This window comes from Devosia sp. LjRoot3 (assembly GCF_964252865.1).
In the GTDB taxonomy this organism is placed as follows: domain Bacteria; phylum Pseudomonadota; class Alphaproteobacteria; order Rhizobiales; family Devosiaceae; genus Devosia.
The window spans coordinates 341,408-365,838 of the sequence record NZ_CAXUPK020000001.1 but is presented as its reverse complement, the minus strand read 5'-3'; the positions used below and the strand labels follow the sequence as shown (position 1 = coordinate 365,838).

The window sequence follows — 24,431 nt, the reverse complement described above, 5'->3', positions numbered from 1 at the left end:
ACACATCCGGAAAAATACGCATCTGACCCTAGGAGGAGGCCCTTACGGATCGGTTACGCAGCACTCACTTCGATCCGGATGCTGAACGGCTCGTAAAGCCGGATGCTAGACGGTGCCCTCATAGGCAATCACCGGCCCGCTCGGGCCCTCGATCATCCGGGCATGCACGCCATAAACCCGGGCGAGCAGGTCTTCGCCTAAAACCTCCGGCGGCCGCCCCTCGGCCACCACCTGCCCGGCATCGAGGACCACCAGCCAGTCGCAAAAGCGCAGCGCCAGATTGAGATCATGCAGCGCCAAAATCACTGTGCCGCCCGCCCCAGCCAGATCGCCAAGCAGATGCAGCACCTGCAATTGTGCGCGAATATCGAGGTGGCTCGTCGGCTCGTCGAGCACCAGCAGCTTTGGCTGCTGCGCCAGCGCCCGGGCAATATGCACGCGCTGCTGTTCCCCGCCCGAAAGCGTATTGAACTGGCGCGTGGCAAGGCCGGACATGCCAACGCGTTCAAGCGCCCCCGCCACCACGGCCTCGTCGTCCGAGCCAAGGCCCGCGGCCCAGGCCGAAACGTGTGGGATGCGCCCCAGCGCGACGACATCGGCAACGCTGAGCCGCTCTTCCGTGCTGGCGGATTGCTCGACATAGGCGCAGATGCCCGCACGCTCGCGGCGCCCCATGGCCACCAGATCCGCCCCTTCGAAAGTCAGCGCGCCCGCCTCTGGCCGTTCGATCCCGACAATGGCCGAGATCAGGGTCGATTTCCCCGCCCCGTTCGGCCCCACCAGCCCCGTCACCTTCCCCGCCGGTGCCGAAAACCGAGCACCATCGACGATGCTCCTGCCGCCGCGACGAATGGTGATGTCAGCAACTTTCAGCCCCTCCATCACGTCACCCGCCTGAAGCGCATGAGGATCAGGAGGAAAGCCGGCGCCCCAACGAGCGCTGTGACAATCCCCACCGGCAGTTCGCGCGGATCGAACAGGGTTCGCGCCATGGTATCGGCCCAGAGCATGAAAATGGCGCCCACCAGCATGGAAAGCGGCAGGAGTTTTCCATGCCGCGACCCCACCGCCAGCCGCACAGCATGGGGCACCACAAGCCCGACAAAACCAATGGCCCCGCCAATGGCCACCATCACCCCCGTCAACAGCGCCGAAGCGCCGAGCAATGTCCAGCGCAGCCGCGCCACGTCCACCCCGAGGCTCGCCGCCGATTTCTCGCCAAAGGCAAAGGCATCGAGCCCCCGCGCCGAGATCAGCATCACCGGCGCGCAGACGAGGAGGCTCGCCGCCACCAGCCCCGCATCGACCCAGCCCGACCCGCTCAACGAGCCCATGAGCCAGGAGAGGATTTCGCGATAGGAGTCCCCCGTCGCCGACCAGAAGATGATGAAGGAGGTCATCGCCGAGGCCAGCGCCGAAATGGAAATGCCAGCCAGGATCGCCCTTACCGGCGTTGCCCCACCCAGCAACTGGGCAATGAGCAGCGCCAGCCCCAAGGCCGCCAGCGAACCAACAAAGGCCCCCAAGGGCACCAGCAGCGCAAAACCCATCACCACCAGCGTCACCGCCCCCAGGGCAGCCCCCGATGACAGGCCCAGCAAATAGGGATCGGCCAGTGGATTGCGCGTCAGCGCCTGCATCACAGCCCCCGCCAGCGCGAGCCCCGCCCCCACGCCCATTGCCGCAATGACCCGCGGCATGCGCAGGTCCCAGACAATGGCATCACGCAGGCGCGAAACTGGGCTTTCCGGCACGAGCCCGAGATGATGGAGGATCGTGGTCCAGACTTCGGTCGGCGTGATATCGGCCGGCCCGAAAGTGACGGCAATGGTCGCGCTGGCGATGAGCAGCAGCCAGAGGGCGATGTAGGCAGTGGCGCTCAAGGACCGGGTCACACTGAGCCCGGGGCAGTCACCCCCTCCCGTCCTCCCCCATCAAGGGGGAGGTGAAGGGATTGTGGTTTTGGTGAGAAGTCGCCCCAAACTCGATCTGCACCTCCCCCTTGATGGGGGAGGTTGGGAGGGGGTGGCGTGAGCCCCGATGCCAGCATCAAAAACTCAACCCAGCCAACTGCCCCGCCATATCCACCGTCGCCGGCACATTCCTGATCCCCGCCTCGGAAGCCGGGAACGGAATGACGAGATACCGCTGATTGACCACCGCATCCAATTTCGACGTGATCGGATTTTCCGCCAGCAGCTTCTTCTTGGCCTCAGCCGAATTCCACGCCGCATCGACCAGCACGATCACATCGGGATTGGCATCCACAACCGCTTCCCAGCTCGCCGCCGTCCAGCCTTCGTCCACGCTGGCGAAAATGTTCTCCAGCCCCAGCGATTCCATGATCATGGCTGGCGCATTGCCACCCGCCCCCACATAGGGCGCCTTGGTGCCGGAAGAATACCACACCGCCGTCAGCCCGCGCGTATCAGCAACCACGCCAGCCAGCGCCGCCTTCTGTTCGTCAACGAGCGCCGCCGCCCTGTCCTCGACATCAAAAATCGCCCCCAGCTCGGCAATTTCCGCAAACAGCTGATCAAAGCTCAGCTTGACCGGTCTTACCGACCGGCAAGCCGCCGGCGCCACATAGGATGCCACACCAAGCTGCTGCAGCGTCGGCCGTTCGCCGGCCCCATCCGCCGCAAAATTGCTCTCCCAGCCGCCATAGACAAAGTCCGGCTCGACCTCGAGCACCACTTCCTGCGATGGCAGCTTTTCCGACAACACCGGAATGCCCGCCGCCGCTCCCGCCAGGGCCTCGGGCAATGGCCCATCAAGGAAAGCCAGCCCCACCAATTGCCCCTCGAGCCCGAGCGAAAGCAGCAATTCCGCCGCCGTCGACTTGATGGCCACCGCACGCTGCGGCGCCGCCGCGATATCGAGCGCAAAGCCGCAATTCTCGATGCTCAGTGGATAGTCCGTCGCCATTGCTGGCGCGGCAAAAAGACCCGCCGCGATGGCAGCGAGAAGAGAAAAAGAATGACGCATGGTTCAGTCCTGCTTCTGCCCCTTGGGGCGTGCCTTGGAAGTATCTTTGCTGTTCATGTCCGCCATGGCGGCCTCATAGCCGAGCCGGTAGGCCTCGGCCGAACCGAAGCGGAACATATCGTCGTCGCCGGTCCGCACGAGACTCCGCGCCCCCGGCGCATCGAGCCCCTGCACTAGCCGCCCCAATCCACGGACCACCGCCACCGGAATACCTGATGTCTTGCCTTTGACGAGATCGGCCGCCCCGGCCAGCTCGTCCGCAACCACAGCCATGGTCACATGCAGCGGCCGCCCGTTGGCGTCATTTGCCCCGCGCAGATCGTCCGTCAGCTGCAGCCCCGCCGCGCCAATGGCGAGGTCCGTCTGCCCCACGCGCCACGGCCGTCCAACCGTATCGGTGACGACAATCCCGAGCCGAACACCAAACCGTTCCCGCAACCCTTCGCACAGCGCCCGCGCCGACCGATCCGGGTCCTCCGGCAATTTCAGCGCAAAACCCTCCGGCACATTGGACATGTCCAATCCCGCCGCGGCCATGATCATGCCCTGACGCGTCTCAACGATCCGCGTCACCCCTCCAGGATGCACGCGCTCGGCGACAACACGAACCGTATCGTCGGCAATCGCCTTTTCCCGATCCGCCGCCGGCACCTGCCGGCCTTCGGCCTTGGACACGATCTTGCTGGTCACCACCAGAACGTCGCCATCAACCAGCGCATGTTCCGGCCCCATTCCCGCAATCGCGGCCGAGATCAGCGCCACGAGATCATCGCCCTCGGCAATTTCCGGAATGCCGGTCACACCCCAAACGCTGAATGTTGGCACCGACATCTCTTGTTCTCCTCACCCCAGCGCCTTGAGGCGCGGCAGGATTTCCTTGGCATAGAGCGCCAGGAACCGGCTCTGATCCGTCCCCGGCGCATGGAACACCAGATGGTCGAACCCATAGTCGATATAGGTCTTTATCTGAGCCACATGCTCCTCGGGATCGCTCGACACGATCCAGCGTTTTGCGACGCGCTCGATCGGCAATTGCTCGGCGAGCTTTTCCATCTCCTCGGCATCCTGCACCGAGTGTTTTTCCTCGGCCGACAGCGAAAGCGCCGCCCAGTTCCGCGTATCCTCCAGCGCCCGCGCGGCGTCGGTATCAAACGACACCTTCACCTCGATCATCCGCTCGAACGGCTTTCCCGCCCGCGCCGATTCCTGTCGACCAATCGCCACGTTCGGCAGCAATTCATCCACATAGAGCGATGCGCCCTTGCCCGAGGTACAGATGAACCCATCCCCCTCGCGCCCGGCAAATTTCGCATTCAGCGGCCCGCCCGCTGCAATATAGATCGGCACCATTTCCTCGGGCCGATCATAGATCGTGGCGTTGACAGTCTTGTAGTACTGCCCCTCAAAACTGACCCGATCCTCGCTCCAAAGCTGCCGGATCAATTTGATAGCCTCGCGCAACCGCGCCGACCGCTCCTTCAGTTCCGGCCATTCGATACCGGTGGCGGGCACTTCATTGAGCCCCTCGCCCGTCCCGACGCCCAAAATGACGCGCCCCGGAAACATCGCCCCCAGCGTGCCGAACGCATGCGCCACGACCGACGGATGCAGTCGAAACGTTGGCGTCAGCACCGATGTGCCCAGCACGATCCTCTCGGTCTTGGCCAGCACCGCCGCCATCCAGGCCGGCGCAAATGGCGCATGCCCATCCGTATGCTTCCAGGGCTGAAAATGATCGCTGACAAAAACGGAGTCGAACCCGCCCTCTTCCGCCTCCACGGCAAATTGCAGCAGCTTATTCGGCCCAAACTGCTCCGCCGAAGCCTTATACCCGAAGCGCATTCTGCTTATCTCCTCCCGGGACGTCCCAACCATCTCGGTGTCGTCCTTCACCCCACCGCGTCATCCCCGCGAAAGCGGGGATCTCTCTCCCAGTCAGAGATTCCCGCTTTCGCGGGAATGACACCGTGGGAGGGGACGTTTCTCAGCGAAACGCCGGGATCACATGCCGCCCATAGCCGGCAATGATCTCTTCCTCGTCGCCGCTATCGAGATAGATATTGAACTGCGTCACGCCCGCCGCCTCGAGGTCGCGGATTTTCGCGACATGCTCATCCGGCTCGCCCAAGACGCAAAAACTCTCCACCACATCGTCGGTGATGAAATCGAGGAACGGATTATCCGCCTGCCCGTGCTTGGAATAGTCATAACCCCGGCGCTTCTCGATATAGCTCGTCAGGCTCTGTGGAACCTTGCCGCTCTCCGAACCATATTTTTCGACGATATCGGCCACATGGTTGCCCACCATGGCCGGGAACCATTTTACGTGTTCGATGGCCCGCTTCTTGTCGCCAAAATAGGCCGGCGCCGCCGCCATCGAACGATAGTTCGACATGTCCTTGCCCGCCGCCGTGCCGGCCTCGATGCACTGGTCGGTGAACCACTTGCAAAGGCCGGGATCGGCGATCTGCAGCACCACGCCGTCGGCGCTCTCGCCCGCCGTCTTCAGCGCCAGGGGACCATAGGCGGCAATCCAGCTCGGCATTTCGTGGCCTACGGCCCAGGGAAATTTCACCGGCGCGGGGATTTCGCCATAGGAAACTTCCTCGCCACGGACCATGGCCTTGGTCTTGTCGATGAACTCAGCCACCCGCGCCAGCGTCGCCGGCTTCTTGCCCATGACACGCATGGACGAGTCCCCGCGCCCCACCGCAAGGTCAAACCGCCCACCGCTCTGCTTGCTCAGCGAGCCAAAAATGGAAGCCGCCACCGACCAGTCGCGCACATCGGGATTGGTCACCAGCGGCCCGAAGCGCAGCTTGGTCGTGTGCTCCATGCACATGGCAATCGCCGCATAGCAATCGCGCCAGAGAATGTGCGAGTCATAGAACCAGCAATAATCGAAGCCCGCATACTCGGCCGCCCGCACCAGATAGCGCGCCCGCTCCGCTTCGATGAACCCCTTGAAGGTAATGCCGAATTCCATAGTCCCGTCCCCACGTTCCCTTCGGCCAATAAATTTGACCAGACGATCAAATTTTCACCGACCAATGACGATTGTCAACGGCCTTTATCGCGGGGAACGGCGGGCCTGCGGGAGCGTTGCAGCGAGGAGAATTGGCGCCTTGCCTTTGCAGTTTTGCTGCGCAACCATGCGCCCGGGAGGAACCAAAACATGCGCATCGGAGTACTCGGCAGCGGCCAGGTTGGCGGCGGCATTGCCCGCAAGCTCGCTTCGCTCGGCCACGACGTCATGATGGGCTCGCGCAGCGCGGCAAACAAGGCTGCCGACTTCCCGGGTATCCAACTTGGCACTGCCACCGAAGCCGCTTCCCATGGCGAGTGGGTGGTCAATGCCCTGCCCGGCGAAACCTCGCTGCGCGTTCTCGGCCAATGCGATATCGCCGGAAAAATCCTCATCGATATCGGCAATTACGACAGCGCCGTCGACCAGCCGATCGCCATCCCCCTCGGCGAGGCCATCCAGAAAGCCCATCCCGATACCCGCGTGGTCAAGACGCTCAACAGCATCAGCGCCCATCTCATGGTCGACCCCGCCAATCTGCAGCAAAAGCACTCGGTCTTCATCGCCTCAAACGACGAGGCGGCGAAACGCGAGGTTACGACGCTGCTCGAAAACTTTGGTTGGCAGGACATCATCGACCTCGGCGATCTCAGCGCCTGCCGTGCCATGGAACAGCTGATCCCGCTCTGGATGAGCCTTGAGCAAAAACTCGGCGGCCCGCAGTTCAATCTGGCGGTCATCCGCGGCTAGGCGGTCCAATAGGACCAATTGCCGAACCGATATCGGGCACCTTGGGCTGTTCTCGACTCTCGCATGGCTGTACACCGCCCTAAAGGGCGAGAGGATCAGCATGACCTATTCGGTTGATCGAGTTTTGGACGAGGCCGGCGCTGGCCGCTTCCAGCGGCGGCTCCTTGGTATTTTCGGCCTCGTCTGGGCCGCCGATGCCATGCAGGTCCTCGCCGTAGGCTTTACCAGCGCCTCCATTGCCACCAGCTTCGGCATTTCCGTGCCCGAAGCCCTGCAGATTGGCACGGTCTTCTTCCTCGGCATGCTGATCGGCGCCAGTCTCTTCGGTCGCCTCGCCGACCGTTTCGGCCGCCGCCGCGTCCTGCTCATCACCGTCGCCTGCGACGCCGTCTTCGGGCTGCTGTCGGTCTTCGCGCCCAACCTCTTCATGCTCTTCGCGCTGCGCTTCCTCACCGGCGTCGCCGTGGGCGGCACCCTGCCCGTCGACTATGCGATGATGGCCGAGTTCCTCCCCGCCAAGAACCGCGGCCGCTGGCTCGTCATCCTCGAAGGCTTTTGGGCCGTCGGCACCGTGGCCGTCGCTCTCGCCGCCTGGATCGCCAGCCTCTATGTCACGACCGATGCGTGGCGCTGGATTTTCGCCGTCACGGCCCTCCCCGCCCTGATCGGCATCTGGCTGCGCCTCTGGGTCCCCGAATCCCCGCTGTACCTCCAGCGTCGCAATCGCCCGGACGATCTCAAATCCGTGCTCAACACCATTCTTCGCACCAATGGCAAGGCCGAGCTGCCGCCCGATGCGGTCTTCGAAGCCCCCGTCGTCGAACCCATCCAGGGCATTTTCACCCCGGCCCTCCGCCGCCGTACCATTTCCATTCTCCTGGTCTGGTTCCTGGTGTCGATTTCCTACTACGGCATCTTCACCTGGCTCCCGGCGCGCCTTGCCCAGGATGGTTTTGGCTATGTGCGCGGCTATGGCTTCCTTGTCCTCGTCGCCATGGCACAGATCCCCGGCTATGCCCTCGCCGCCTGGGGCGTCGAAGCCATGGGCCGCAAACCTACCCTGATCAGTTTCCTCTTCCTCAGCGCTGCCGGCTGCATTCTCTTCCTTCTCGCCAGCGATGCCTATGTCGTCGGCGCGGCCATTCTCCTGATGAGCTTTGCCCTCCTCGGCACCTGGGGCGCGCTCTACGCCTTCACGCCCGAGCTTTACCCCACCGTGTCACGCGCCACCGGCATGGGCGCGGCCGGCGCCATGGCCCGCCTCGGCGGCCTCTTCGCTCCCTCGGTCATGGCCCTGGTCTTCGTGCAGAATTTTACCCTCGCCATCGGCCTCTTCGCCGGCCTTCTCATCCTCGGCGCTCTGGCGGCCACATTCGTCGACGCCGAGACGCGCCAGAAAGCACTGACCTGAAGAAGCGCCTCTAGGGCCGGATCACCCGCGAACCACGCCAGATTTCGTGGAATTCATAGGTGATCTCGGGCTTGCCAAACTCCTTGTAGAGGCAGCGCGCCTCGACCGAGAGGCCGTAGGCGATCATCGGCTTGTCGGCGATCAATGCCAGGCTCGGCTCCATGCCGTTCCACACCTCGCCGTCACAGGTAAAGGGCAGCGCCGTGGGCCGATCCGCCGCCGCCGTTTCCGACCGTTCGGCAAAATCGCCATGCCAGCTCGCCTTGTCCGGATTTTCGCAATCACCCGTACACACTGCATAACCGAGCTCGAACCCGTCCGTCGTGAAGGCAATATGCGGGATACCGCTTGAATCGATCTCGATATCCGGGCTTTCGCCAACCTTGTCGCCAAGCCCCAGCGGATAGCCCGACCAGTTCTCGCCCTCGGCCCCGGTGCAATCCTGGTCGCAATAGATATAGAGCAGTTGGCTATCGAGCCCTTCGACGTCGACGCCATAGCCGGTGAACAAGGCGACGCGCGGCCTTCCATCCGCCGTCAGGTCCATGCTCCAGGTCGGGTTGGGATGGGATCCGCTCCCCTGCGAAATCACCCGCGTCCGGCTCCAGTTCTCCCGGCGCCCACAGTCCCCATCACATTCGTAATAGTAGAGCCCGTCCTCAAGATCATTGCCCTCCTCATCGAAGGCATAGACCCCGGCGATCACCCTGGCACTGCCATTGGGCCCCAGCGCCAGCACCGGATAGTTGAAGCTCTCGGTATTGTAGCCAACCTGATTGGCAAGATTGGTCTCGGTCCAGCTTGTCGCCGCGGTGCAGTCGCTCTCGCACGCCATATAGAAGCCACCATAGTGGTCGGGCTCCACGAGATAATTGCTGTCCGACACCATAAAACGTGGCCTGCCGCTTTCATCAAGCGCAAAGGTGCGCTCGGGCAGCCGGTTGCGACTGATATTGGACATAATCCCATCGGCGGTGGACACCACCTTGCCGATCCGCCAATTGCCCTCATCGAGGCAATCGAAGTCGCACTCGGCATAGTAGTAGTCCGTGCCATTGCCCCCCTCTGGCGACCACCCTGCCCCCAGAATGCGCGGCGCCCCCTCCGGCGTCAGCGCCAATTGCGCCTTGACCGCCTGCGGCAGTTTCAGGGCCACGCGGCTCCATGCTGCATCCTGGGTACAATCGCCACCCGCACAGAGCCCATAGTAGAGCGTATCGCGATTGCCCTCGCCAAAGCCGACAAAGGCCGCCTGCATGCCCCTTTCGGCGTGGAAGGCCAGCGAGGCGCTCGAAGATTCCTCCTCCGGCGCAAGATAGGCGCCCCCGCTTGGCCCCGACATGTCGACCGGGCTCAGCACGACCGGCTGCGCCGCCCCATTCGTGGCTTTCTCCTTGGCGGCGACGCCATGAATCGCCAAGAGCACAGAGATGAAGACCCCAGCAAAACGCAGCATTCTTTTCCTCAAGGACAGCGCGATGCACGGCAATAGGCGAGGCGGGGAGCACTTTTCCAGTCCCATGTATTATGCGCGCGGGCATAATTGCCCCGGTTTTCCGCCATTTCGCGGGGCTTTACGCTTGCTGTCATCATATCGAAGAAAAGCTTGTGGGAAGCGCTTGAACCCACCGGCATCGCCAGCTATAACCCCGCCACGTCGCGCATCGCACTGGCCCACCAGCGCATCCCGAGCGACACCTGACGGAGTATAGCGCAGCCTGGTAGCGCACCTGCTTCGGGAGCAGGGGGTCGAGTGTTCGAATCACTCTACTCCGACCAATCAAGCCCGGCTTCTTCGGAAGCCGGGCTTTTTGTTTGCTCTTGGCACCACCCCATAGTGACAAAGAAAAAGGGCCGGCCCGAAGGCCAGCCCTAAAATTCGTCTCTGCAAAAAAGCTCAGCTCTTGCGGCCGAGAATGTTCCAGGCGCCGGTCACGGTCAGTGCGGCCAGAGCCATCTTCAGCACGTCCCAGACGAGGAACGGCTGCACGGCCTTGGCCCATGCCGAAGCCACGACATTGGTCTGGTCGATCCACTGTGCCTGGCCCGAGAGCAGCAGCAGCCAGGCAAAGCCCAGCGCCAGCAGCACAGCTTCACCAACCAGCATGGCGCCGAACAGCGTCATCGGCTTGGCCGAAGCGCCACGATCGGCGGCAAAGCCGATGATGCCGGCCATGACGAGGAAGCCGAGGAGGAAGCCGCCGGTCGGGCCCATCAGGTAGGGAAGGCCGCCGCCGGTGGCGAAAACGGGAAGACCCATGGCGCCCTGCGCCAGGTAAAGAGCAACGGTCGCAACGCCGATGCGCGCGCCGAAAGCAGCTGCAAGAGCGGCAATGGCAAGGCTCTGCAAGGTCACCGGAACCGGCCAGACCGGCACGTTGATCTTGGCAGCAATCGTGATCACCAGAGTGCCGAGCACCACAGTCGCGAGATTGGTCGCGAGCTTTGCCGCATCGGACTTGGGCTGGAAGGCGCCGAGCAGCGTATTGGGCGTGGTCAAAGTGACGGCCATTTCATACCTTTCTTGCAGAAGACACGGTTGCGCTGCTGAGCGCGCCGTGTTCGGTCGACATGTTCTAGTCTGTCATTTTTGTTGGCGCAATGGCTCCGCTTTCTTCCCTCACCTTCGATACCGCCTTTCGCCCCGAGATCGGTGCCGCCGTCGCGCTGGCCCCAGGCCTTGCGCGCGTCACCGCGCCAAATGCCTCGCCCTACACCTTCACCGGCACCAACAGTTTTCTCATTGGCAAAGACAAGGTGGCTGTGGTCGATCCCGGCCCCGAGGATGCAGCCCATCTCGAATCGCTCCACCGCGCGATCGATGGCCGCCCCCTGACCGCAATTCTCCTCACCCACACCCACCGCGACCACAGCGCCGCCGCCGCAGATCTCGCCCAGCGCTGTAGCGTCCCCCTGTGGTCCGGGGGGCGACACCGCCTCTCCCGCCCTCTCCGCCGCTTCGAGCGCAATCCAATCAAGCGCTCCTGCGACTGGGGTCTCATTCCCGACCGCATCCTCGTCGATGGCGAAACCATCACCGCCGGCGACATGGCCGTCATGGTCCACACCACTCCCGGCCACTGCGCCAACCACCTCGCCTTCGGCCTTCCCGAGGCCGACATTTTGTTATCTGGCGATCATGTCATGGGCTGGAACTCGACCCTCGTCGCCGTCCCCGACGGCTCCATGGCCGACTATTTCGGCTCGCTCGAAAAAGTCATCGCCCTGCCCTATCGCCAATACCATCCCGCGCATGGCGGCCCCATCGCCAACGGCCCGGCCCATGCGGAAGCGCTTAAAGTCCACAGGCACATGCGCAATGGCCAGCTCCTCGCCGCGGTCGGCAACGGCGCAAAAACGCTCGGCGCTGTGGTGAGGGCGATCTACCCGACCCAGCCGGCAAGAATCCGCCTGGCCGCAAGGATGACCATGGCCGCCCATGTCGAATATCTGGAAGAGCGCGGCTCGCTAACGGTCAGCCGCGGTATTCTTGGGATGCGATTGGCGCCGGCGTGAGCCTCTTCACCTCCCCCATAGGGAGAGGTGTCAGTTCCGCTGGAAACCCACGGCGCCCTCGCGCCCGGTCTGCCCGCGGTGGCGCAGCATATGATCGGCCAGCACCAGCGCCATCATCGCCTCGCCCACCGGCACGGCGCGAATACCCACGCAAGGATCATGACGACCCTTGGTGATGATATCGACGTCTTCATTGCCCGTCGTCACCGTCTGGCGCGGCGTGATGATCGACGACGTCGGCTTCACCGCAAAGCGGCACACAATGGGATCGCCATTGGAAATGCCGCCCAAAATCCCACCGGCATGGTTGGAGAGGAAATAGGGCTGCCCCTCGCCCGCGCGCATCTGGTCGGCGTTCTCAACACCCGTCAGCGCCGCGGCACCAAAGCCATCGCCAATTTCGACCGCCTTCACCGCATTGATGCTCATCATCGCCGAAGCGAGGTCCGCACTCAGCTTGCCATAGACCGGCGCACCCCAGCCCGCCGGCACGCCCTCGGCGACGACCTCGATGACCGCACCCACGGAATTACCATCCTTGCGGATGCCATCGAGGTAATCGGCCCAGAATTCCGCGGCCTTGGGATCGGCGCAGAAGAACGGGTTCTCCCCAACCTGATCCCAGTCGAAATTATTGTAGTCGATCTTGTGCGGCCCAACCTGCACGAGACTTGCGCGAATGGTCACCCCAGCCAGCACCTGCCGCGCCACCGCGCCAGCCGCCACGCGCGCCGCGGTTTCGCGCGCCGAAGTGCGCCCGCCGCCGCGATAGTCGCGAATGCCGTACTTCTGGTCATAGGTGAAATCGGCGTGCCCCGGACGATATTTGTCCCGGATTTCCGAATAGTCCTTCGAGCGCTGGTCGGTATTTTCGATCAACAGCGAAATCGGCGTGCCCGTCGTGCGCGGCCCGTCAGTGCGTTCGTCCTCGAACACGCCCGAGAGGATCTTTACCTCATCGGCCTCGCGGCGCTGCGTCGTATATTTGCTCTGCCCGGGCTTGCGCCGATCAAGATCGCGCTGGATGATTTCCGGCGTCAGCGTGATGCCCGGCGGGCAGCCATCGACCACCACGCCAAGCGCCGGCCCATGGCTTTCGCCCCAGGTGGTGAAACGGAAAAGATGCCCAAACGAATTGAAAGACATGGCGCCGCCCTTTGTTGGCTGCGGTTCTAGGTACCGGAAGGCGTCAGGTCAATCGACCGGCGCGTCCCAAGTGTTCTTCGCCTTGTGCAGCGCCATCTTGCCGCCGACGAAATGGGCAATGACGCCCTGCGGAGGCGGCCAGTTCATCACCTCTTTGCGCGAGGTGCCTTCCACCAGGTGCCAGAGCACCCGCAGCACGCCGCCATGAGCAACGACCACCGCGTGGTGAGTAAGCTCACGCGCGAAATCGAGCAGGCGCACCGCCACGTCGTCATAGTTCTCGCCGTCCTGCGGCCGGAAATGCCAATAGCTCTCGTCCCGCTCGCCCGGCGCAAAAGCGGCCTGTTCGCGCGCAATCTCGGCATGCAGCCGGCCCTCAAAAGCCCCGAAGGAAATTTCAATGAGCCGCTTGTCTTGGATCACCGGCGGCAGTTCCACGTCAAAGGCCGCGCGCATGCGGTCCATGGTCTCCGAAGCCCGGCTCAGCGGCGAGGCGAACCAATTGAGCGACGTGGGATCAACACCCTCGCGCTCCAGCATCTCGCGCAGCAAAATGCCATTGGCGTCCGCCTGCATCTGCCCCTTGCGATTGAGCGGAATATCCTTGCTGCCCTGATAGCGCTGTTCGCGGTTCCAGTCGGTTTCGCCGTGGCGAGCGAAGTAGAAATCCGGCCAATCGTGGGCAGTCATGGGCATAAACGCGCCGACCGGGCGCGACCTTCAGCTAGGAGGAATGGACGCGGCCACCCTAACCATTTTCGCTTGCGATACCAGAGGGCAAAGGCGGAAAGCTGCCATGTCCCAAAGCCTTGATCTGGAACCGTCCCCGCGCTTGTGGCACATGAGTGCCACCTGCCTTTTCGAGGTTCCCATGCCGCTTTCATCAGCCGAAATCGCCTCCGCCCTTGCCGCCATCGTCGGCGCCGATGCCGTCATCAGCGACACGAGCAAAATGGGCGCCTGGCTCAACGAACCCCGCAAACGCTTCCACAAGACCGCCGCCGCCGTCGTCACCCCGCCCAGCGTCGAAGCCCTGCAAGCCATCGTCCGCTGGGCCAATGAAAACCGCATCGGCCTCATTCCCCAGGGCGGCAATACCGGCCTTGTCGGTGCCCAAGTGCCGCTCTTCGGCACCGAAGTCGTCATAAGCCTCGCCCGCCTCGATCGCATCCGTTCCATCGACACCGCCGCCGGCGTCATGACCGCCGAGGCCGGCGTCATCCTCGAAAACGCCCACAAATCAGCCGAAGCCCAAGGCGCCATGTTCCCGCTCTGGCTCGCCTCGCAAGGCTCCGCCCGCATCGGCGGCGTGCTCTCTTCGAACGCCGGTGGCGTCAACGTCCTCGCCTATGGCAATGCCCGCGAACTCACCATGGGCGTCGAAGCCGTCCTGGCCGATGGCAGGCTCTACCAGGGCCTCAACGCGCTCAAAAAAGACAATACTGGCTACGACCTCAAAGACCTGCTCGTCGGCGCCGAAGGCACCCTTGGCATCATCACGGCAGCGACCCTCAAAATCTTCCCGCTCCCCGAGGACCACGAAACCGCCCTCGTCAACGTCGCCTCGCCCGAAGCCGCGCTCGACGTTTTCCAATTGATGCGCCAGCGTCTCGGCAGCCGCCTCAATGCCTTCGAGCTGATCCCCCATATCGGCCTCGATTTCCAGCTCCGCCACGGCATGCTCGACGCCGACCCCACCGCCAGCCCATCCCCCTGGTACGCGCTGATCGAAGTCACCCGCATGGCCGGCACGCCACCCGGCGCTCTCCAATCCGCCCTCGAAGCCACCTTCGAGAAATCCCTCATCTCCGACGCCGTCATCGCCGAATCCCTAGCCGACCGCACCCGCATGTGGGCGTTCCGCGAGCAGATGAGCGAGTGCCAGTCCAAGGAAGGCGCCTCGATCAAGCACGACGTCTCGGTCCCCATCGCCGCCGTGCCGGCCCTGATCGCCGAAGGCTCAGCCGCCGCCGAACGCCTCTCCCCCGGCATCCGCCCCGTCCCCTTCGGCCACATGGGCGACGGCAATATCCACTTCAATTTCTCCCAGCCCGCCGGGGCGGACTCCAAGGCCTTCATGGCCCAATATGATGAAGCCCTGCACGAGGTGATCTACGAGGTCGTGCTGAAGCTCGGAGGCTCCGTCTCAGCCGAACACGGCATCGGCCAGCTGAAGACGGACCTCCTCAAGCAAGTGAAAGACCCGGTGGCGCTGGAAATGATGCGCGCCATCAAGACCGCGCTGGATCCCAATGGGATTCTCAATCCCGGGAAGATGCTCGGGTAGCGCCGTCCCTCTCTCACCGCGTCATCACCGCGAAAGCGGGGATCTCATCTTGTACAGAGGGATTCCCGCTTTCGCGGGAATGACATCGTGCGCGAGTCCCCATGTTACCCAGTACCCCCAATGTGCGTTCTTGCGCCGAGCCTCTCCCTGCCCCATCTCTCCGCCATGCTGCTCGACATAAAATTCCTCGACGACGCCACGCGGCCGCCCGTTCCCGTTCTGGAAAACCTCACCGCGGCCCAGCGCGCGCCCGGCCATCACCTGCGCATGATCCACGATCACCTGCGCGACAACATGGTGACCCTCGGAAAGCTCATCGAGCGCGCCAATGCCCGCCAGGCCAGTCTCGCTGACATCGCCGTCGAAACCGACAACATGGCCATGGTCGCCAACTACCGGCGCTTTGGTAACCTCTGCGGCCAGCACTGCGGCATCGTGAATACCCATCACACGATCGAGGACCACCACCTCTTCCCCGTGCTTGGCCAGCAGGGCCCCGCCTTCAAGGCCATCGCCGACCGGCTTACGGCCGAGCACGTCGTCGTCCACGAACTGCTCGAACGCCTCGTCGCCGCCCTCAACGACCTCGCCGCAGAGCCAAGCGAAACCCGCTTCAACCAGGCGCGAGAGATCTACCACGCGCTCGAACGCGTGCTGCTCTCCCACCTCGGCTGGGAAGAAGAAGCCATGGGCGATGCCTTGGGCTATTTCGAGATAATGTAGCCCACGTCGCGGCGTCTCAAAACACACGGCGTCATTCCCGCGAAAGCGGGAATCTCTGTTTTGCGTGCAAGGAGATTCCCGCTTTCGCGGGAATGACGCCGGTGGGCTAGTCAGCAGGCCGGACTAAAACAAATCCATCTGCCCGCCACCACCGCCAGCAACCTTCTTCGCCTTCACCACCACCGGCTCCGGCTTTTCCTCGGTCACTTCCACGATCAATCCGGGATCATCATCCCGCGCCGAATTGACCCTTGTGGACACCGGATGAAATTTCAGCACCCCATCCTCAAGCGGCAGCGCCATCTGCGCCGCCTCTTCTGCACGAACCTCGCGCACATTGAGCCAATCGTCGATCTGCTGCCGGCCCATCAAAATCGCCGGCATCCGATCATGCACCACGGAAAGCTGCCGATTGGCCGCCACGGTAATGGTCGCAACGCTGTCGACCTCCTCGCCCTCCGGCCCGCTCCAGGTCGCATAAAGCCCCGCCAGCGCCATCGGCTCGCCGTCAGCGCGCGTGATGTAATAGGGGCGCTTTTTCTTGTCTGGCCCGGTGTGCCATTCATAATAACCGCTCGCCGGCACCACGCAGCGCCCGTGCTTCAGCGCATCGCGAAACGCCGGCTTCTCGGCCATGCTCTCGGCCCGAGCATTAATCAGCAGCGGAAATTCGCGCGGGTCCTTTACCCAGCGCGGCACCAGCCCCCAGCGGGCAAAATGCCCCTCACGCCGCCCGCCCTCTTCCCAGATGGCCGCGACCGGCTGGGTTGGCGCCACATTGTAGCGCGGCATCATCGGCAGCGTGTTCAGCAGCTGAAAAAGCTGCGCCATCATTTCGGGCGGCAGGGTCACCGCATAGCGTCCGCACATATTTTTCTCGCTCGATCGCGACCTCCCCCAGCCTTTGTCGGGAATGAAAGGGGGAATTGAAACTCTTTGAGGTACACTTATGGCCTCGAGTGACGAATCGCAAACCAGCTCCGGCCATGACCGACCAACCAAACGCCGCCAGTGTCGGCATCGTACGCCACGGCAAAATCCTGCTCATCAAGCGCGCCTTCGCGCCCTACCAGAATCTCTGGACCTTTCCGGGTGGCCGCATGGAGCCGACTGAAACCGTCGAGCAATGCGCCATTCGCGAGGTGCAGGAAGAGCTCGGCCTCACCGTGCGCAATCCGCGCCACGTCATCACCCAGGAGCTTGGCCGCGACGGCACCTACCGTCTCGCCGTCTTCACCACCACCGACTATGTCGGCACGATCAAGCCCTCCGACGAAATCTCGGACCACAAATGGGTCGATCCGGGCATGCTGATCGCACTCCGCACCACGTCCCGCCTCGATGACGTGATCAAAGAGTGTTTCAAGGTTCTGGGCCAAAACTGGTAAGAGGCCGCATGCGCGCTTTCCTCCGCCCCATCATCAGCCTTGTCATGGTGCTCTGCGCCGTCGTGCCATCCCTCGCCATCGACCCGCCCTATCAGCGGCAGATGGAGCGGCTCGCCGAGGTCATGGGCAGCCTCTACTATCTGCAGCCCCTGTGCAAAACCGGCACCGAGGATTGGCGCGCCCAGATGGCCGAACTGATCTCGCTCGACGAGCCCGACGAAGACCGTCGCCAGCGCCTCGCCGGGGCCTTCAACACCGGCTATACCGGCTTTTCCCGTCTCCATCGTCATTGCACCCCAGCCTCGCGCGAAGCGCTGAGCCGCCTGCTCTTTGAAGCCCAGCAGCTTGCCCGCGCCATCCATACGCGCTTTGCCGAATAGGCGGGGCGGGAAAAAGCTGCAATTGCCTACCTCCCGTTAACCTTCGGCTTACTTCTGCCGCGCCAATGGACGGGGTGCGTGCTACGGGATCATGCATGAGCACCACCAAGTCAATTTTCTCGTCGGCATCTGGCCAGGGCCCGTTCGAACAGGGTCAGGCCGAGCGCCAGATTGCGCTCGAATACCTGGCCGAAGCCTGGAACGAAGCCGAGGAAGACGGGCTCGAAACCGCAGCCCTCGCCCATGCTTCGCTCTTTGCCGCGCTCGCCACTTTCGTGCGCATGCATGGCGATGAAGCCACTGCCGAGCTCATCGCGCAGTTGCCCGACCGTATCCGCACCGGCGAATACAATCTCGAGCGCATTCTCCAGTAGCGAGACCGCTTGCCTAAAATCTCCCGATCCCTCTCAATGGGGCCGAGGAGATTGCCATGCACCGTCTTTTCGTCCTTGCCGCCGTCGCCCTCTTTGCGACGCCCGCTCTCGCCCAGAACGCTGAAGTCTGGCCGGTGCCGGAGATCAGTTCCGATCTCTCCCTGCTTCCCGAACCCGTCCGCGCCAAGCGCGAAGCCCTTATCGCGGCGGCCCGCTCCGGCGATATCGAAGCCCTGCGCCCGATCATGGAAGCCCAGGAGCACCCGCCGACGGTCAGCTATGGCGGCCCCGACGATGCCGTCGCCTATCTCAAGAGCACATCGGACGACGAGGAAGGCCACCAGATCCTCGGCCTCCTGCTCGACCTTCTCGACCAGCCCTATGCCTATTTTCCCGATGGAGAAGGCACGACCTATTATGTCTGGCCCTATCTCGCCGAACTCGACCTGGCGACACTGACGCCCGAGCAAACCGTCGACGCCTATCGCCTGCTCGATGCCGACCAGCTCACCGAACTGCAGGAATTGCAGGCCTGGTACTATTGGCGCGTCTTCATCAGCGACACGGGCGAATGGACGGCTTTTGTCGCGGGGGATTGAGCCGGCCGCAACCAAAAGTCCGGCGCCTCCCCGTCACGAGGAACTGTTCCTTGTGACGCCACTACCCCCACCCTTAGTCCCTCCCCACAAGGGGGAGGAGACGAAAGAGCCGTGTCATTGAGGCAAGCGCCTCCCTCCCCTTGATGGGGAGGGAATGAGGGTGGGGTGAAGGAGAGCCACGAAGCAGCCAAAGTGAACACTTCCCTCCGGGAGGGATGGGAGGGCGGGAATACCCCTCTCCATCAAGCGAAGGGTGTCGCCTCCTGCATGGGGCTGATCCAGTGGAACACGCTATTGCCCAAGCGTGAGCCCGCTCGATCGCCAGCTCGTCCCTGGTCTTGGGCGGCCTGTCCCTGTCACGCTTGGGCCGGCAGCGCCTCAAGTAACCGCATCGGCTGCCCCTTGCTCGGCGTCGTCAGCTCGCCCTGCCACATCACCTTGTGCCCACGCACAATCGTGCCCACCGGCCAACCGGTCACCTCAACCCCATCATAGGGCGTCCAGCCGGCGCGGCTCTTGATCCACTCATTGGTGATGGTCTCGCGCCGCTTCACGTCGACAATGGTCAGATCGGCATCATAGCCCACCGCAATCCGCCCCTTGCCGGCAATGCCAAACAGCCGGTTCGGCCCATGGCTCGTCATATCGACAAACCGCTGCAGGCTGAGCTTCCCCGCATTCACATGGTCCAGCATGGTCGGCACCAGCGTCTGCACCCCGGTCATGCCCGAATGGCTGGCGGGATATGCATGGTCCTTTTCCTCGCGCGTATGCGGCGCGTGATCAGACCCCAGAATATCGGCCACCCCATTCTCGACACCCTTCCAGATGCCTTCCCGATGGATCTTGTCGCGCACCGGCGGGTTCATCTGCGCATAGGTCCCGAGCCGCGTGTAAGCCGTCTCGTCCAGCGTCAGATGGTGCGGCGTCACTTCCACCGAAGCCACGTCCTTGTGGTCGGCGAGATAAACGATCTCTTCCTTGGTCGAGATATGCAGCACATGGATGCGCTTTCCGGTCTTGCGCGCCAGGTTCACCAGCCGCGTCGTGCAGCTCATCGCCACTTCGGGCGAGCGCCAGACCGGATGGCTCGACGGATCGCCCGGCACGCGCAGGTGCTTGCGCTCTTCGAGCATGTATTCGTCTTCCGAGTGGAAAGCGGCGCGGCGCGAAATCGCGCGCAGGATCGCCTCAACCCCGGCATCGTCCTGTACCAGCAACGAGCCCGTCGAAGAGCCCATGAACACTTTTACGCCCGCACAACCCGGCAGCTTTTCGAGCACAGCCAGCTCGCCGACATTCTCGTGCGTGCCGCCGATGTAAAAGGCAAAATCGCAATGCATGCGATTGGTGCCCGCCGCGATCTTGGCTTCAAACGTTTCGCGGGTCGTCGTCAGCGGATTGGTATTGGGCATTTCGAACACGCCAGTCACCCCGCCCATGACCGCGCCGAGCGAACCCGTCTCCAGGTCTTCCTTATGCGTCAGCCCCGGCTCGCGAAAATGCACCTGCGTATCGATCACACCGGGCAGGATATGCAGGCCCTTGCAATCGACAACCTCGGCCGCATCGCCCGCGATCGTGCCGAGCGCAACAATCTTGCCGCCCTTCACCGCAATATCGGCGAGACCTTCGCCATCGTGATTGACCACCGTGGCGTTCTTGAAAATCGTGTCGTACTGCGCCATGTCTGCGGTCTCCGCTGGTTCCGGTTCAGGGCTGGTTTAGCGGAGGAAAACTCCGTGAGGCAAGGCATCATGACCATTCATCTGCGCAACGACCGCGTTGTTTTTCGCTTCTCCGGTCCCGAAGCGCATCGCCTCATCAATGATGTCGTGACCGGCGTCATGCCCACTTCCCCCGAAGAACCGGCCAGCCTTTGGGCTCTCCTCTCCCCACAGGGCAAGATTCTCGCCGAAGGCCTCGCCGGCTGGGCCGAAGACGCGCTCTGGCTCGACGTCCACACCTCGGTCGCCGACGATTTCTTCAAGCGCATGCGCATGTATCGCCTCCGCGCCAAGGTCGAGATCGACGATCTCAGAAAAACCCACCGCATGGGTTTTGCGACCGAAGCCTCCGACCTCTCCCACAAGGACCGCCGCGGCCCCCTCGCCCTCGGTTTTCGCATTATTGCGCCCGTCGAAGCCACGACCGACTGGTCCAGCGACGACACCGCCTATCACACTGCCCGCATTGCCAATGGCATCCTGCATCAGGGCAATGACTTCCCCGCCAACGACACCTTTGCCCATGACATCGGCATGGACATCCTCGATGGCATCGACTTCGTCAAAGGCTGCTATGTCGGCCAGGAAGTCGTCAGCCGGATGAAACACCGCGGCACCGCCCGCCGCCGCCCCGTCATCGTCTCCGGCATCGACGCGCCCGCCGGCACCCCCGTCATCGCCGGCGGCCGCGAAGCCGGCACGATCGGCCAGGTCGTCGACGGCAAAGCCGTCGCCATCCTCCGCCTCGACCGCATCACGGACGTCACTGCCGCCACCGTCGATGGCAACCCCGTCACCCTCGCCCTCCCCGCCTGGGCCACCTACCAGTTCGGCGAAGCCGTCACCGAAGACGCGGAATAACCCCCGCCCTCATTCCCTCCCCACAAGGGGGAGGGAGGCGCTGGGCTCAGCCGTCTCGGTTCCTTCGTCTCCCTCCCCCTTGTGGGGAGGGATCAAGGGTGGGGGTATCGGCAATCACCCCACTCGCCTTTCACCATTCCTTCTCGAATCGGACGCATCTGTTAGTGTCACCGCCAACAGTCTGCTAACGAACTCGACCCCTATGGCCCGCACAAGCTCACGTGCCTGGCAGCGCATGCTGTCGGGTCGCCGCCTCGATATTCTTGACCCCTCGCCCGTCGATGTGGAGCTGTCCGACATCGCCCACGGCCTCGCCCGCGTTGCGCGCTGGAATGGCCAAACCATTGGCGATTATCCCTTTTCCGTCGCGCAGCACTCCGTCCTCGTGCTCGAACTCTTCCGCGCCTCGAACCCCGAGGCCGCGCCCGCGCACCTCCTCCAGACGCTCCTCCACGACGCGCCCGAATATGTCATGGGCGACATCATTTCCCCCTTCAAAACGGCCATGGGCGGGAACTACAAGGACGTCGAGAACCGCCTGCTTTCAGCGATCTACCTGCGCTTCTCGCTGCCCGCGACCCAATCTGTCCCCCTGAAAAAACAGATGAAAAAAGCCGACCAGGAAGCGGCCTATTTCGAGGCCACCAGCCTTGCCGGCTTCGAACCCGCGGAAGCCATAAAATTCTTTGGCGAACCGGGGGTTGCAGCCTTCGAAATCGAGCAGTTCGACCGCCTGATCCAGCCCTGGCCGACGCGTGAAGCGCATGACCGTTTCATCGCCACTTTCGAGGCCATCGCAGAACTTATCCCCGCCCCCTGAACCCGTGTCAGAATTAACCAAGGCTTAAGGAAAGGGTCGCTTCGTCGCGCGTTCATGGTTACTGATCCGTTAATAGTGTGCGCTCGCACTGGATCAGAATGGGACGCCTGCCATGAACCTGCCGACCCTGCCCTCGCTTTTGAGCCTGATCACAGCCGCACTCGTGCTGTCCCTCGCCCCGGCCAGCGCCGATGGCTTCGATCCGAGCAAGCTGCTCATCCTCGACGAGGAGAATGGCGTTCGTTACGAGGATTGGGTGTCCACCGACCCGCTCGACACGCAGATGATCAAGAAGATCGAGGCCGGGCGGGTGAGCTATGTCACCATCAAGCGCACGTCCACCGGCACCTATTCGAGTGACGGGATCGACTCGGCCCATGTGCAGTATCCCGGCGTCATCGAACCCGATAACCCACGGAATAATTTCAGCTTTTCAAGCTGGAACAACGGCCAGTGGACCCGCCTCAAGACCTCTAGCGGCAATTCCTACGTCTCGATTTCCAGCTACAAGACGCATCGCGGCGAGACGCGGACTTGCACCTGCATCTCGACCGCAAGCTATTGGTATTGCTAACCAAATAGCCAACCGCGCTTGAACTTGTAGAAGACGTGCAGCCCGATCTGGGTCACCTTTTCCATGCGCGGGGCCCAGGTGGGGCGCACATAGGTCGCGTGGTAGTGCGTGGCAGTGCCCACTTCGGTCAGATAGAGTTCGCCATTGAGATAGCGGTCGGCAATGTCCTCGGCCTGGACCCAGGGCTCACGCTCGCTGATCACTTCCGGAATACCGTCGCAAGCGAAGGAGAACTGGCAAGCGTTGCGCTTGTTCTGGTTCTGGAACACCACGCCGCAAATGGTATCGGGATAGCGATGATCCTTCACCCGGTTCATCACCACTTGCGCCACGGCAACCTGGCCGCGATAGGCCTCGCCACGGGCCTCAAAATAGATAGCGGTCGCCAGGCACCATTTTTCGCGGTCCGAAACCTCAACCGGTGCCGTCGTCGAATAGGCCCCGGTTACCGGCGCATTGGCGCGGGCATAGGCCAGCTGTTCCGAGGCCATGGCGGGGATCGGATCGGTCGGCGTCAGCGAGGCGGTCTGCGGCGCGATACCGGCAATGGCGTCGAGCGCCGCGGCAGTCGCCGGGTCGATTGACGCCACCGACATGCGCGGGCCCACTTCTTCGGGCGCGTCTTCAAGCTCTGCAATGCGCGACTGGCCGAGCACATTCGGATCGCCCGCCGGATCGCGCAACGAAGCAATGCGGACGCGGGCTTCCTCAAAATTCTTCGAGAAGGCAACGACATCGACGACCGGCTTGTAGCGATCGGTCTTTTCGGACCGATTGGGGCCGGTAAAGCTAATTGAATCAAACAGATGGTCGACAGAACCGGTGATGACCGGATCGGCGCCGGAATAGCTCAGGCTCGCAAGGGCAAGGTTGGGCTTTGCAGTTTGTGTCTGGGGCAGATCAGCGGACGGGCCAAAGGCGCCGCCGGCAAGGCCTGCGTAAGCAAGGGACGCAACAACGCCCAACGCCATCGTCCTGGCGACGGGCAATCCCCGGCGAACCGCTCTAGCCGCGTGCTGACGCACGACCGGCCGGTGTGGATGGGCCATAAACTCTACTCAACGCTACGCAACACGAACAAGACCGGCAAAAGTGACGCTAAAATGCCGACGATCGTGATGATCTCTGATTAAGGTTAGCGCCGAGTAAATAGGTAAACGGGCGCGCAAAGGGTCAAAGCGCGGCCATCAGAGGGCAGAAATGTGATTGGCGGATTTGTCGCAGTACCTATGTACAGGCGGCCCGCACTGGCTCCACCTGTTCAAGCACACCGGCAAGACTGAAGCGCACGGACAAGGACCGGGAATTGACTGGTGTCACCCGCGTCGTCAGGTTCTGCGCCCCTGCCAGCATATCGAGAAAGGCCAGTGTATCGGCGGTCTTGTCAATCACGAGCGCCGTATTGCTGGCATTGACCAGCAGGGTGCGGCTGCGCGGCGATTGCAGATCGACCTGCAGGGTAATCCCCGCATCTCGCCCCAGCGCAGACATGGTGTTTCCCGCATAGGCAAAGGCCACGCTGAGGTTCCCCGCCTCGCAGGCAATGGTCATCGTCGCAGGTTGCCGCCCGCTCGGCCGGGCCGGGATAAGCTGTTCGGATTCAAAGCTCACGCTCAGCGCCTCGGTCGCCCCGGCGCCATCGCGAAAGATCGCGTCATAGCAGGCAAGACGCTCGCTATCGCCGCCGATGGCAGCGCATTGCGCCCCGGACTGAGCAAAGGCCGGGGCCGCAAACATGGCGCCAAGCATAGTCAGCGTCGCGAAACCCCTGATCCCAATCACCAGCATTATCCCCCCATTAGTCTCGCTAGTCTTTTGTCACGTTCTTATATCGTGACCAATGCCCGCGATTAAAATGGCTT

Annotated in this window: 26 protein-coding genes and 1 tRNA gene; 13 read left to right on the top strand and 14 right to left on the bottom strand. The window is 62.9% G+C overall.

The window, feature by feature from the left end:
• Positions 1 to 105 precede the first annotated feature (105 nt).
• The 6 genes from ACSQ2A_RS01820 to ACSQ2A_RS01795 form a co-directional block, all read right to left on the bottom strand.
• A complete protein-coding gene (locus tag ACSQ2A_RS01820) occupies positions 106 to 882 on the bottom strand; it encodes an ABC transporter ATP-binding protein (protein ID WP_436070841.1) in 777 nt (258 codons plus the stop codon).
• Positions 882 to 1,883 (bottom strand): putative F420-0 ABC transporter permease subunit, encoded by a 1,002-nt coding sequence (locus ACSQ2A_RS01815; protein ID WP_436070840.1) that lies wholly within the window; start codon positions 1,881 to 1,883, stop codon positions 882 to 884. Before ACSQ2A_RS01815 ends, ACSQ2A_RS01820 begins: the two co-directional genes overlap by 1 nt.
• Positions 1,884 to 2,049: 166 nt before the next feature.
• The gene (locus tag ACSQ2A_RS01810; RefSeq protein WP_436070839.1) at positions 2,050 to 2,988 is read right to left on the bottom strand and encodes a putative F420-0 ABC transporter substrate-binding protein; all 939 of its coding nucleotides are present in this window, start codon (positions 2,986 to 2,988) and stop codon (positions 2,050 to 2,052) included.
• 3 nt (positions 2,989 to 2,991) lie between these two features.
• Positions 2,992 to 3,819 carry a coenzyme F420-0:L-glutamate ligase gene (gene cofE, locus ACSQ2A_RS01805; protein WP_436070838.1) on the bottom strand — a complete coding sequence of 276 codons (828 nt, stop codon included), beginning with the start codon at positions 3,817 to 3,819 and terminating at the stop codon, positions 2,992 to 2,994.
• A gap of 12 nt (positions 3,820 to 3,831) precedes the next feature.
• Positions 3,832 to 4,830: a glucose-6-phosphate dehydrogenase (coenzyme-F420) gene (gene fgd, locus ACSQ2A_RS01800; protein WP_436070837.1), complete on the bottom strand. Its 999-nt coding sequence runs from the start codon at positions 4,828 to 4,830 to the stop codon at positions 3,832 to 3,834.
• A 142-nt stretch (positions 4,831 to 4,972) separates the two neighbouring features.
• Positions 4,973 to 5,974, bottom strand: a complete 1,002-nt coding sequence (locus ACSQ2A_RS01795) for a TIGR03842 family LLM class F420-dependent oxidoreductase (protein WP_436070836.1) — start codon at positions 5,972 to 5,974, stop codon at positions 4,973 to 4,975.
• Positions 5,975 to 6,163: 189 nt separating this feature from the next.
• On the opposite strand from ACSQ2A_RS01795, the gene ACSQ2A_RS01790 reads away from it, so the two are divergent.
• Together ACSQ2A_RS01790 and ACSQ2A_RS01785 are read left to right on the top strand one after the other, a co-directional pair.
• Complete coding sequence (locus tag ACSQ2A_RS01790; RefSeq protein ID WP_436070835.1) at positions 6,164 to 6,763, top strand: NADPH-dependent F420 reductase; 600 nt, start codon at positions 6,164 to 6,166, stop codon at positions 6,761 to 6,763.
• Positions 6,764 to 6,863: 100 nt separating this feature from the next.
• Positions 6,864 to 8,174, top strand: coding sequence for an MFS transporter (locus ACSQ2A_RS01785; protein WP_436070834.1), 1,311 nt, complete (start codon positions 6,864 to 6,866; stop codon positions 8,172 to 8,174).
• A 10-nt stretch (positions 8,175 to 8,184) separates the two neighbouring features.
• Here ACSQ2A_RS01785 and ACSQ2A_RS01780 read toward each other — a convergent pair whose 3' ends face one another.
• Positions 8,185 to 9,630, bottom strand: coding sequence for a hypothetical protein (locus tag ACSQ2A_RS01780; RefSeq protein ID WP_436070833.1), 1,446 nt, complete (start codon positions 9,628 to 9,630; stop codon positions 8,185 to 8,187).
• A 246-nt stretch (positions 9,631 to 9,876) separates the two neighbouring features.
• On the opposite strand from ACSQ2A_RS01780, the gene ACSQ2A_RS01775 reads away from it, so the two are divergent.
• Positions 9,877 to 9,953, top strand: a tRNA-Pro gene (locus ACSQ2A_RS01775).
• 118 nt (positions 9,954 to 10,071) lie between these two features.
• Here the strand turns inward: ACSQ2A_RS01775 and ACSQ2A_RS01770 are convergent.
• A complete protein-coding gene (locus ACSQ2A_RS01770; RefSeq protein WP_295409722.1) occupies positions 10,072 to 10,686 on the bottom strand; it encodes a biotin transporter BioY in 615 nt (204 codons plus the stop codon).
• A gap of 89 nt (positions 10,687 to 10,775) precedes the next feature.
• On the opposite strand from ACSQ2A_RS01770, the gene ACSQ2A_RS01765 reads away from it, so the two are divergent.
• Positions 10,776 to 11,690, top strand: coding sequence for an MBL fold metallo-hydrolase (locus ACSQ2A_RS01765; RefSeq protein WP_436070832.1), 915 nt, complete (start codon positions 10,776 to 10,778; stop codon positions 11,688 to 11,690).
• A gap of 30 nt (positions 11,691 to 11,720) precedes the next feature.
• On the opposite strand, the gene aroC is transcribed toward ACSQ2A_RS01765, so the two are convergent.
• Both aroC and ACSQ2A_RS01755 read right to left on the bottom strand, forming a co-directional pair.
• Entirely contained in the window at positions 11,721 to 12,836 is a 1,116-nt protein-coding gene (gene aroC / locus ACSQ2A_RS01760) for a chorismate synthase (RefSeq protein ID WP_436070831.1), read from the bottom strand.
• 48 nt (positions 12,837 to 12,884) lie between these two features.
• Positions 12,885 to 13,532: a histidine phosphatase family protein gene (locus ACSQ2A_RS01755; protein WP_436070830.1), complete on the bottom strand. Its 648-nt coding sequence runs from the start codon at positions 13,530 to 13,532 to the stop codon at positions 12,885 to 12,887.
• A 175-nt stretch (positions 13,533 to 13,707) separates the two neighbouring features.
• On the opposite strand from ACSQ2A_RS01755, the gene ACSQ2A_RS01750 reads away from it, so the two are divergent.
• Both ACSQ2A_RS01750 and ACSQ2A_RS01745 read left to right on the top strand, forming a co-directional pair.
• Positions 13,708 to 15,123: an FAD-binding oxidoreductase gene (locus ACSQ2A_RS01750; RefSeq protein ID WP_436070829.1), complete on the top strand. Its 1,416-nt coding sequence runs from the start codon at positions 13,708 to 13,710 to the stop codon at positions 15,121 to 15,123.
• Between the two features lie 120 nt (positions 15,124 to 15,243).
• A complete protein-coding gene (locus tag ACSQ2A_RS01745; RefSeq protein ID WP_436070828.1) occupies positions 15,244 to 15,846 on the top strand; it encodes a hemerythrin domain-containing protein in 603 nt (200 codons plus the stop codon).
• Positions 15,847 to 15,969: 123 nt separating this feature from the next.
• Here ACSQ2A_RS01745 and ACSQ2A_RS01740 read toward each other — a convergent pair whose 3' ends face one another.
• Positions 15,970 to 16,716, bottom strand: a complete 747-nt coding sequence (locus ACSQ2A_RS01740) for an SOS response-associated peptidase (protein ID WP_436070827.1) — start codon at positions 16,714 to 16,716, stop codon at positions 15,970 to 15,972.
• A gap of 116 nt (positions 16,717 to 16,832) precedes the next feature.
• Between ACSQ2A_RS01740 and ACSQ2A_RS01735 the strand changes: the two genes are divergently transcribed.
• The 4 genes from ACSQ2A_RS01735 (at position 16,833) to ACSQ2A_RS01720 (ending at position 18,587) form a co-directional block, all read left to right on the top strand.
• A complete protein-coding gene (locus ACSQ2A_RS01735; protein ID WP_436070826.1) occupies positions 16,833 to 17,234 on the top strand; it encodes an NUDIX hydrolase in 402 nt (133 codons plus the stop codon).
• An 8-nt stretch (positions 17,235 to 17,242) separates the two neighbouring features.
• The gene (locus ACSQ2A_RS01730; RefSeq protein ID WP_436070825.1) at positions 17,243 to 17,614 is read left to right on the top strand and encodes a TIGR02301 family protein; all 372 of its coding nucleotides are present in this window, start codon (positions 17,243 to 17,245) and stop codon (positions 17,612 to 17,614) included.
• Between the two features lie 95 nt (positions 17,615 to 17,709).
• Complete coding sequence (locus ACSQ2A_RS01725; RefSeq protein ID WP_295409742.1) at positions 17,710 to 17,988, top strand: hypothetical protein; 279 nt, start codon at positions 17,710 to 17,712, stop codon at positions 17,986 to 17,988.
• Positions 17,989 to 18,044: 56 nt separating this feature from the next.
• Positions 18,045 to 18,587, top strand: coding sequence for a hypothetical protein (locus ACSQ2A_RS01720; RefSeq protein WP_436070824.1), 543 nt, complete (start codon positions 18,045 to 18,047; stop codon positions 18,585 to 18,587).
• 356 nt (positions 18,588 to 18,943) lie between these two features.
• Here ACSQ2A_RS01720 and ACSQ2A_RS01715 read toward each other — a convergent pair whose 3' ends face one another.
• Entirely contained in the window at positions 18,944 to 20,275 is a 1,332-nt protein-coding gene (locus ACSQ2A_RS01715) for a dihydroorotase (RefSeq protein WP_436070823.1), read from the bottom strand.
• Between the two features lie 69 nt (positions 20,276 to 20,344).
• Between ACSQ2A_RS01715 and ygfZ the strand changes: the two genes are divergently transcribed.
• The 3 genes from ygfZ (at position 20,345) to ACSQ2A_RS01700 (ending at position 22,569) form a co-directional block, all read left to right on the top strand.
• The gene (ygfZ, locus tag ACSQ2A_RS01710) at positions 20,345 to 21,175 is read left to right on the top strand and encodes a CAF17-like 4Fe-4S cluster assembly/insertion protein YgfZ (protein WP_436070822.1); all 831 of its coding nucleotides are present in this window, start codon (positions 20,345 to 20,347) and stop codon (positions 21,173 to 21,175) included.
• Positions 21,176 to 21,377: 202 nt separating this feature from the next.
• A complete protein-coding gene (locus ACSQ2A_RS01705) occupies positions 21,378 to 21,995 on the top strand; it encodes an HD family hydrolase (protein WP_295409750.1) in 618 nt (205 codons plus the stop codon).
• Between the two features lie 112 nt (positions 21,996 to 22,107).
• Positions 22,108 to 22,569 carry a hypothetical protein gene (locus ACSQ2A_RS01700; RefSeq protein ID WP_436070821.1) on the top strand — a complete coding sequence of 154 codons (462 nt, stop codon included), beginning with the start codon at positions 22,108 to 22,110 and terminating at the stop codon, positions 22,567 to 22,569.
• Here the strand turns inward: ACSQ2A_RS01700 and ACSQ2A_RS01695 are convergent.
• Together ACSQ2A_RS01695 and ACSQ2A_RS01690 are read right to left on the bottom strand one after the other, a co-directional pair.
• Positions 22,566 to 23,534 carry a cell wall hydrolase gene (locus ACSQ2A_RS01695; RefSeq protein WP_295409755.1) on the bottom strand — a complete coding sequence of 323 codons (969 nt, stop codon included), beginning with the start codon at positions 23,532 to 23,534 and terminating at the stop codon, positions 22,566 to 22,568. The genes ACSQ2A_RS01700 and ACSQ2A_RS01695 overlap by 4 nt on opposite strands.
• A 262-nt stretch (positions 23,535 to 23,796) precedes the next feature.
• Positions 23,797 to 24,357 carry a hypothetical protein gene (locus ACSQ2A_RS01690; protein WP_295409757.1) on the bottom strand — a complete coding sequence of 187 codons (561 nt, stop codon included), beginning with the start codon at positions 24,355 to 24,357 and terminating at the stop codon, positions 23,797 to 23,799.
• Positions 24,358 to 24,431 lie beyond the last annotated feature (74 nt).